The organism is Gluconacetobacter sp., assembly GCF_047721585.1.
GTDB lineage: Bacteria > Pseudomonadota > Alphaproteobacteria > Acetobacterales > Acetobacteraceae > Gluconacetobacter > Gluconacetobacter dulcium.
The window spans coordinates 1-9,170 of sequence record NZ_JBDNXE010000140.1; the positions used below are offsets into that span (position 1 = coordinate 1).

Below are 9,170 nucleotides of genomic sequence, written 5' to 3' on the forward strand. Positions count from 1 at the left end.
CCCCCGCGGCCGCCCGGGGCCCCTCCCCCCCCCGCCCCCCCCCGGCCCCCCCTCACCGTCCCCGTTCACACTCACTGGCCCGGGCCGGGCCGCCCCCGCCAGGCACCGACATTGCGGTTATGCTCCGCCAGACTGCCGGCAAAGGCATGCCCGCCGCTGCCATCGGCGACGAAATACAGCGCGTCGCTTTCGGCGGGATGCGCCACGGCTTCCAGTGACGCCAGGCCCGGCGCACAGATCGGCCCGGCCGGCAGGCCCGGCAATGTGTAGGTGTTATAGGCACCCGGCGCGTCCAGTTCGGCCCGCGTCAGGCCATGGCCCAGCGGCCCGGCCCCACGATTGATCCCATAGACCACGGTCGGATCGGATTGCAGCCGCATACCCAGGCGCAGCCGGTTGAGAAAGACACGGGCCACCAGCGGACGCTCCGCCGCAATCGCGGTCTCACGCTCCACCATCGAGGCCAGCACGACCAGCGTCCGCCGATCGGGAATCTCCGGCAAAGGCACCCGCTCGCGCCAGACGGTCTCCAGCGTCGCCTCCATGGCCGCCTGCATCCGCGCCAGCAGCGCGACACGCGGCGTCCCCCATTCATAATCATAGGTCTGCGGCAGAACGCTGCCCTCGGCCGGCGGCCCAGGCGGCGGCCCCGTCAGCACCGGCGCCCGGTCGATCAGATCGGCCACCTGAAGGGCGGAGAACCCTTCGGGCACGGTCAGACGATGCACCACCGGCTTGGCATGGCGCAGCACGAACAGCACGTCGCGGAGCGAGGCATGGGCGGGAAATTCAAGTTCGGCCGCGTGCAGAACACCATCCTGGCGGGTCAGATGCACAGCCACGCGAAACAGCAGGTCACTGGCCCGCCCCGGCGCGATCACCCCTGCGCGCTGCAAGGTCGCCGCCGTGCTGGCCAGGCCACCACGGGCAACGACCACCGCGCGGGCCTCGGGCGCCGGTCCCGGCGCGCCATATTGCCACCATCCCCAGGCGGCAATGCCCCCGCCTGCCGCGCACACCACCAGCAGCAGGCTCAGGCTGAAAATCAGAAGACGCTTGAGCATGATGCTCTTTTTCCGCGTCACGATGTCAAAAACAAGGCCCCCGGAAGCGGATCAGGCAGGCGCCCGATCCGTCATTCCGCGCAGGCTCAGACGCCGCGAACGATGATGCTGGCGTTGGTGCCGCCGAACCCGAAACTGTTCGACAGGGCGATATCGATCTTGCGGCGCTGGGCCTCATGCGCCACGCGGTCGATCACGCTTTCGGTGGACGGATTGTCCAGGTTCAGCGTCGGCGGCGCGACATTGTCGCGGATCGCCAGAATCGAGAAAATCGCCTCGACGGCACCGGCCGCACCCAGCAGATGGCCGATCGCGGATTTGGTCGACGACATCGCGACCTGGCTCGCCGCATCGCCGAACAGACGCTCGACTGCCTGCAATTCCAGGTCATCGGCCATGGTCGACGTGCCATGGGCATTCACATAGCCGATATCGGAAACCGCGATGCCGGCGCTGCCCACGGCGGCCTGCATGGCGCGATAGGCACCCTCATGCCCCTCGGCCGGCGCGGTGATGTGGTACGCATCGCCCGACATGCCGTATCCGATGATCTCGCCATAGATCTTGGCGCCACGCGCCTTCGCGTGCTCGTATTCTTCCAGCACCACGATGCCCGCGCCTTCGCCCATCACGAAGCCGTCGCGATCCCGGTCCCAGGGACGCGAGGCTTTCTCCGGCTCGGCGTTGAACGCGGTGGAGAGCGCACGGGCCGAGCTGAACCCGGCAATGCCCAACGGGCACACGGCCGCTTCGGCGCCGCCGGCCACCATCACGTCGGCATCGCCGAGCATGATCAGGCGCGAGGCATCGCCGATCGCATGCACGCCAGAGGCGCACGCGGTCACAACCGAATGGTTGGGGCCCTTGAAACCGTATTTGATCGAAACATGGCCGGAGACCAGATTGATCAGCGCCGACGGAATGAAGAAGGGCGACAGGCGACGCGCCCGCCCCTCATGCACCGTGATCGACGCATCGTAAATCGTCTGTAGTCCGCCGATGCCCGAACCGATCATCACGCCGGTCCGGCAGCGGTCTTCCTCGGATTCGGGCTTCCACCCGGAATCCTCGACCGCCTCGGTCGCCGCGACAAGACCCAGATGGATGAAGCGATCCATCTTCTTCTGGTCCTTGACCGGCACCCAGTCGGACAGGGTCAGGCAGCCCGCCTCGGTCGGCCCGGCCGGTACCTCGCCGGCGACATGCGCCGGCAGGTCCGAGGGATCGAACGAGGCAATGCGGCCGATCCCGCTTTCGCCGGCGATCAGGCGCGACCAGTTATGTTCGAGCCCCAGCCCGAGCGGGCTGACAATGCCCATACCGGTAACAACAACGCGCCGACGTCCCGACGCTCCTCCGGCAGATTGTATCAACCCGCACCGCTCCCTGATCACAAAATCCGACGTTCCGTAGAAGCAGCCTCAGGCGGCCTTCTGCTTCTCGATGTAGTCGATGGCGTCCTTCACGGTCGCGATCTTCTCGGCTGCATCTTCCGGGATCTCGACGCTGAAAGCCTCTTCGAAGGCCATCACCAGCTCGACCGTATCCAGGCTGTCCGCGCCCAGATCGTCGATGAAGGAGGCCTCCGGCGTGACCTTGCTTTCCTCGACGCCGAGGTGCTCGACCACGATCTTCTTAACCTTGTCAGCGATTTCGCTCATCTGTCTTCGCTTCCTGTCTGCCCCAATGAGATACGGGCGGTTCGAAATTCATTCGTCCTGTCTGACGTCCCGCGAAACGGAACTGCCGGACCATGCCCAGCCCGCTTCCGGACGAAGCAGCGGCGGATTAGCACGGTTCCTCGGCACTCGCCAAGGCGGCGGACCTTCTTTCCGTCATAATCCGCTGCCAAAACCTGAAATCCGCCTTCGCGAAATCGGCCTGTTGTCCGCCATATCCCGGCCTGCGTCCAGCGGAATCAGCGTGTTCCCCGCCGATCAGGGCATCGCCATCCCGCCATTGACGTTCAGCGTCGTGCCCGTGATCCACCCGGCCTCGTCCGATGCCAGATAGGCGACGGACGCCGCGATATCCTCCGGTTTGCCCATCCGCCCCAGCGGAATGCCGCCCAGCAGCTTCTCGCGCTGCGCCTCGGGCAGCACGTCGGTCATCGCGGTCTGGATAAAGCCCGGCGCCACGACATTGACGGTCACGCCGCGCGACCCGGCTTCCTGCGCCAGGGATTTGCTCATGCCGATCATGCCCGCCTTGGCCGCCGCATAATTCGCCTGGCCGGCATTGCCGGTCACCCCGACGATCGAGGCGATGCTGACGATTCGCCCGGCCCGGCGGCGCAGCATGCCCTTCAGCGCGGCGCGGCACAGGCGGAAGGGCGCGGCCAGATCCACGTCCATCACGCGGTTCCAGTCCTCGTCCTTCATGCGAATCGCCAGTCCGTCCCGCGTCAGGCCGGCATTATTGACCAGGATATCCAGCGGCGCGCCGGCCGCGACCTCGGCGGCGGCCACCAGCGCATCGGCCGCCTTCGGGTCCGACAGGTCGGCGGGGCACACATGGACCCGCTCGCCATCGGGCGCGATCTCGCTGGCCACGGCGGCCAGCACCGCCTCGCGCGTGCCGGAAAGTACCACGCGTGCGCCCTGGGCATGCAGGGTCCGCGCGATCGCGGCACCGATTCCCCCCGATGCGCCCGTCACCAGCGCGGTCTTGCCATCCAACCTGAACATCAGCCCGTCCTTGCCTGAAAAACCATCTCTTATAACGACGCGAGAAACGCCTCGATATCCGCCGGGGTGCCGACCGAACGGGCCGCCGCATCGGGCGCGATCCGCCGCACCAGCCCGGACAGCACCTTTCCCGCCCCCAGTTCGACAAAACTGTCGACGCCCATCGCCGCCATCGCCTCGACACTCTCGCGCCAGCGCACGGTGCCGGTCACCTGCCGCACCAGCAGGTCGCGAATCGCCTGCGGGTCGGTCACCTTGGCCGCCGAGACATTGGCCACCAGCGGCACCACCGGCGGCGCGATCTCGGCCCGCTCCAGCGCCTCGCCCATCGCGTCGGCCGCCGGGGCCATCAGCGAGCAATGAAACGGCGCCGACACCGGCAGCACCACCGCCCGCTTCACCCCGCGCGCCTTGGCAATCGGAATCGCCCGCTCGATCGCCGTCGCCCGGCCCGAAATGACGATCTGTCCGCCACCATTATCGTTGGCCACTTCGATGATTTCCGTGCGGTCCGGCTCGCCTTCCACGCGCAGGATCGCGGCCTCGGCGCAGATCGCGCGCGCCTCGTCCAGATCCACGCCGATCAGCGCCGCCATCCCGCCCTCGCCCGCGGGCACTGCCTTCTGCATCGCCGTGCCGCGCAGGCGCAGCAGGCGCGCCGTCTGCGCGATCCCGAACGACCCCGCCGCCGCCAGCGCCGAATATTCGCCCAGCGAATGCCCGGCCACCAGCGCGGCCACGCGCTTCAGCTCCAGCCCGCCTTCCTTCTCCAGCACCCGCAGCACCGCCAGCGACACCGCCATCAGGGCAGGCTGGGTATTTTCGGTGCGGGTCAGATCCTCCATCGGCCCCTCGAAGATCAGGGCGGAAAGCTTCTGGTTCAGCGCATCGTCGACTTCCTGGAACACTTCGCGCGCCGGGGCGAAGGCTGCGGCCAGTTCGGCGCCCATCCCGACGGACTGGCTACCCTGACCGGGGAAGATGAAGGCGTGAACGGTCATGCTGTCCTCATTATCCAAAAGAAATCTCACGTTCCGGCCCGCGAAATGCCGACAGGACGCGGCGCCTGTCAATCGCGCGGCATGGCCTCACGGCGACGGAGCACCAGCAGCAGGGCGTCCCATGGCAGCGCCGCGACTTCACGCAGGCGCCAGAACCAGCGCCGCCGCAGGCTCCGGGCCGCCGGTACCTGGGGCGGGGGCACCCGCACCACCCGCCAGCCCGCCAGCCGCATCAGCACCAGACAGCGCGGCAGGTGATAGCCGCTGCTGGCAACCGCGACGGCGCCGCGATAACCACGCGCCCGCAGCAGCACGGAGCACGCCAGCACCGAGTCCAGCGTATCCCGCGCCGTCGCCTCGATCAGGATCGCCGAGTCCGGCACCCCGGCCCGGCGCAGCAATTCCGCCATCACGGGCGCCTCGGCCGGGCGCCCACCCAGGCTGCCGCCGGTCGGCACGAACAGCGGCGCCGCGCAGGTCCGCCCGAAAGCCTCGGCCGCCGCGACCCGGCGGCATAATGTGGCGGAAGGTGTGCCGTCGGGATGAACCGCGGCCCCGAAGATCACGATGGCGAGCGGCGCATCCGGCCGCCCGCTCACAACGGCGCCTGAAGCAGAAGCTGGTTCAGCCCGGCGAAGGTCGCGAAGGTTATCCGCCACACCTGCCGGAACTGCGCGGCATCGACGCCCCGATTATCCAGGAGCGCCGCCAGTTCGCCCACCGTGCGCCTGCCATCGACCAGCGGCAGCAGCCCGCGCGCCTGCGAAATGACCGGCACCAGCACTTCACGCCCCGCCAGACGGACCGGCAACCGATTATCGGGCCGCATCAGCCGCGAGAGACCCAACCCGTCCAGGCCCCGCAGCACCGGCACACACGCCGGGTCCATCGGATCGGCCCGCCCCACGACCTCACCCACCCGGCGAACATAAGCCACCTGAAACGCCCGCCCTACCCCAAGCAACTCGGCCAGACCGGCCCGCGCGCGATCGGGCACGAAGTCGAGATCGGTGCAAAAGGCCGGGTCCGCCTCCAGAAGCGCCGGCTCATATTCCAGCGGCGCCATCAGGCAGACAGGCGCCAGCCCCGCCGCCGCCAGCAGGTCGAACAGCCCACCGACAGCGCAGCCACCACCGCGCCCATCCGATGCGGGCATCACCACGCGGATGCCGCCGCCCGGCGCCAGCACCCCGCCCAGGGCCTCCAGCCGAGCCCCCGGCTCCGCCTCCGCGCTTAGGTCGCAATCAATATAATCGTAAACAGAAGACGGGAGCGGCGCACCGGCAGCGAGAAACCCGACCTCCCCCGGTCGCCCCTCCGCCACCAGGCTCTCCGTCAGTCGCGCCGCACGCGCCGCGTCGCCCCCGGCCACCAGCACACGCAGCGCGCGGGAGCGCGGCCGCAAGGCCCCGAACAGCCAGTAATCGACTTCACGCAGATCACCGGCCGATCCGGTCGTCAGAGAGGATGCATGCACCATGGCCCTATCGGGGCAGCAGCTTTCCGCGCTGCCAGGCCTCGGCCGCCTCATCGCCGGTCATGCCGTCGCAGCGCACCGCATATTCCAGCGCGCTCACCACCTTGTGGCCCAGCATCAGCTCGTCCAGCTCATCCAGCAGGTCGGAATCCAGTTCCGCCCGCGCCTCGCGACGCACCAGCATCCGGGCCGCCTGCTCGCCGGCCAGCACGGTCCTGGGGTCTTCCAGCGACCGCAGCCGGCCGCCATGGTGCAGGAAATGCGGCTGCCACAGCGGCAGGACCGCCGCCTCGCCGGTCTCGATCGCCTTCGCGGCATATTGCCAGGCCTCTTCATCGGGACGGGCATCGATGGTGAAGCCGCGCTCCGTCAGCCCATAGGACCCGACGCCGAGTCGCACCCGTTCCAGCACCGATTCCGCCGCCACGATGTTGCGGTTGACCACTCCGTCATCCAGCCCCAGATCAGCGATCGAAACCACGCCCGGCGCGCAGCCTTCAGGCATGAACCAGCCGAAAACAGGTTTGTACAACTCACCCAGCGGGTCCATGCCCAGCGACGGGTCCGCCCACAGAGCATCAACATCGGGCAGCCACGCGGACACGAACAGGTCGATCCCGCCCGCCTTCATGGCCGCCGTCAGCTCGTCCCGGCTACCGGTAACGTATTCGACGTCCAGGTCATAAGCTTCCAGCACACGCACGACTGCCGCGGCAGCGGCCGCGTGCAGGATGGTTTCCGGATGGCCAAGCGTCACCGTCGTCATCGCACCTCTCCCCGATCACGAGGGTGGTTCCAGCAGGTGGCACCCGTTTGCGCAAGGGGCGGAACGGCAAAAAACCGCCCCGCCCCTGTTCTCAGACTACGCGGTTTCCCGCCGTCACCAGATCTTCACCCGCTCTTCAGGCTTCAGATACAGCGTGTCGCCCGGCTTGACGTTCCAGGCCTTGTACCAGGCATCAACATTGTGCATCGGAATATTCACCCGCGCCTGCGCCGGCGAATGCGGGTCCGTCATCACGCGCTGGCGGATGGTGTCGTCACGCAGTTTCTGCCGCCAGACCTGCGCCCAGCCAAGGAACACGCGCTGGTCCCCCGTCAGGCCGCCGATCACCGGGGCCGGCTTGCCGTGCAACGAGGCATGATAGGCATCCAGCGCCAGCGTCAGCCCCCCCAGATCGGCGATGTTCTCGCCCATCGTCAGCTTGCCGTTCACATGCACGCCCGGCAACACCTCGAAGGCGTCGTACTGCTTGCCGAAGCGATCGGCGAGCGTGTTGAAGCGTGCCGCGTCGTCCTTGGTCCACCATTCCTTCAGGCGGCCCATATAATCGAACTTGCGCCCTTCATCGTCGAAGGAATGCGTCATCTCATGGCCGATCACACCGCCGATCGCACCGTAATTGACCGCCGGGTCCGCCTTGGGGTTGAAGAAGGGCGGCTGCAGGATCGCGGCCGGAAACACCACCTCGTTGAACAGGGGGTTATTGTAGGCATTGACCGTCTGCGGGGTCATGTCCCACTCGTCCCGATCGACCGGGTGGCCCAGATGACCCAGCCAGTACCGCCATTCGAAGGCTTCGGCGCGGGCGGCATTGCCATAGGCGTCCCCCTGCCTGACGACGAGGGTCGAATAATCCCGCCAGCGTTTGGGGTAACCGATCTGGATGGTGAAATGGTCCAGCTTCTGCACGGCGGCGGCGCGGGTCTGCGCCCCCATCCAAGTATTATGCTGCAACCGCACCCGGAAGGCCGCCTTCAGTTCGGTGGTCAGCGATTCCATCATCCGCCGGTATTCCGGCGGGAAATAGCGCGCGACATAGGTCTGTCCCAGCGCCATGCCCATCGCATGGCCGGTGGCGGTCACGCCGCGCTTCCACCGGTCGGGCAATTGCGGCTGGCCGCCCAGCGTCCGGTCGTTGAAATCGAACGATGCCTGCACGAACGCCTTGGGCAGGTAATGCGCGGCGCTGCCCGCCAGATGAAAGGCCAGCCACGCCCGCAGCGTGTCCAACGGCGTTTCCGACGCAATCTTCGCCTCGCCGACAACGGCGTCGGGCTCGCCGACGATCAGCGTGCCCGATTTCACGATCGTCTCGGGCAGTTCGGCGCCCGTCAGATAAGCCGCCCAGTCGAAGCCGGGCGCACGCCTGGCCAGATCGGCAACATTGATGGGGTTATAGGTCTTGTCGGGGTCGCGCATGTCCTGCCGCGCCCAGTGAACCTCCGCCAGCCGGGTCTCGAACGCCACGATGGCCTGGGCCTGCTTCGCGGCATCCGGCCATCCGATCAGGGTCAGGACCTGCTGGACATAAGCCTGATAGGCGGTCTTCTTCGCCGCCAGCGCGGGCTTCAGGTAATAATCGCGATCCGGCAGGCCCAGCCCGCCCTGGTCCAGCGTCAGCGCATAAACCGTCGGGTCCTTGGCATCCGGCTGGATGCCCATGCCGAACAGCGAATGCTGGAACCCCGTCTGCGCATGTCCCAGCAGGGCGGCAAAGGCGCTCCGGTCTCCCACCGCGCGAACGGCGTCCAGGTCGGCGGCGAGCGGCGTGGTCCCCCGCGCCTCGATCCCCTTTTCGTCCATGAAGGTGGCGTAGAACGTGCCCAGCTTCTGGTCGACCGTCACGGGATCGGCCACCGGATGGGCCGCCAGGTCGTTCAGGATATCCTGCACGCGCTTGCGCGACAGTTCATGGAGCATGTTGAACGGCCCATAGGCCGTCATGTCGGGCGGAATGACGATATCGTGTACCGCCCGGCCATTCGCGTAACCGAAGAAATTATTGCCCGGCGCGATCGACAGGTCGCGCCCGTCCATATCGAAGCCCCATGCGCCGTAAGACGGGGCATCGATCCCATCGGGCGCCTTCGCGGCGGGGGGGGGGGGGGGGGGCCCCCCCCCCCCCCCCCCCCCCCCCCCCCCCCCCCCCCCCCCCCC

9 protein-coding genes are annotated in these 9,170 nt (G+C 67.8%); all 9 read right to left on the reverse strand.

Going from position 1 to position 9,170, the window contains the following annotated elements; genetic code table 11:
• Positions 1–71: 71 nt before the first annotated feature.
• Positions 72–1,064, reverse strand: a complete 993-nt coding sequence (gene mltG, locus ABF821_RS17920) for an endolytic transglycosylase MltG (RefSeq protein ID WP_415531048.1) — start codon at positions 1,062–1,064, stop codon at positions 72–74.
• 86 nt (positions 1,065–1,150) lie between these two features.
• Entirely contained in the window at positions 1,151–2,437 is a 1,287-nt protein-coding gene (gene fabF / locus ABF821_RS17925) for a beta-ketoacyl-ACP synthase II (RefSeq protein ID WP_415531049.1), read from the reverse strand.
• Positions 2,438–2,485: 48 nt separating this feature from the next.
• The gene (locus tag ABF821_RS17930; protein ID WP_012227163.1) at positions 2,486–2,725 is read right to left on the reverse strand and encodes an acyl carrier protein; all 240 of its coding nucleotides are present in this window, start codon (positions 2,723–2,725) and stop codon (positions 2,486–2,488) included.
• Between the two features lie 276 nt (positions 2,726–3,001).
• Positions 3,002–3,751, reverse strand: a complete 750-nt coding sequence (gene fabG / locus ABF821_RS17935; protein WP_182975054.1) for a 3-oxoacyl-[acyl-carrier-protein] reductase — start codon at positions 3,749–3,751, stop codon at positions 3,002–3,004.
• A gap of 29 nt (positions 3,752–3,780) precedes the next feature.
• Positions 3,781–4,752, reverse strand: coding sequence for an ACP S-malonyltransferase (gene fabD / locus ABF821_RS17940; RefSeq protein ID WP_415531050.1), 972 nt, complete (start codon positions 4,750–4,752; stop codon positions 3,781–3,783).
• Between the two features lie 68 nt (positions 4,753–4,820).
• Entirely contained in the window at positions 4,821–5,351 is a 531-nt protein-coding gene (locus tag ABF821_RS17945) for a YdcF family protein (RefSeq protein ID WP_415531051.1), read from the reverse strand.
• Complete coding sequence (locus ABF821_RS17950; protein WP_415531053.1) at positions 5,348–6,232, reverse strand: hypothetical protein; 885 nt, start codon at positions 6,230–6,232, stop codon at positions 5,348–5,350. The genes ABF821_RS17945 and ABF821_RS17950 overlap by 4 nt, the downstream gene beginning before the upstream one ends.
• Before the next feature lie 4 nt (positions 6,233–6,236).
• Positions 6,237–6,995, reverse strand: coding sequence for a glycine betaine ABC transporter substrate-binding protein (locus tag ABF821_RS17955; protein WP_415531054.1), 759 nt, complete (start codon positions 6,993–6,995; stop codon positions 6,237–6,239).
• Between the two features lie 114 nt (positions 6,996–7,109).
• A partial coding sequence (locus ABF821_RS17960; protein WP_415531055.1) for a M13 family metallopeptidase occupies positions 7,110–9,170 on the reverse strand: 2,061 nt, incomplete at its 5' end.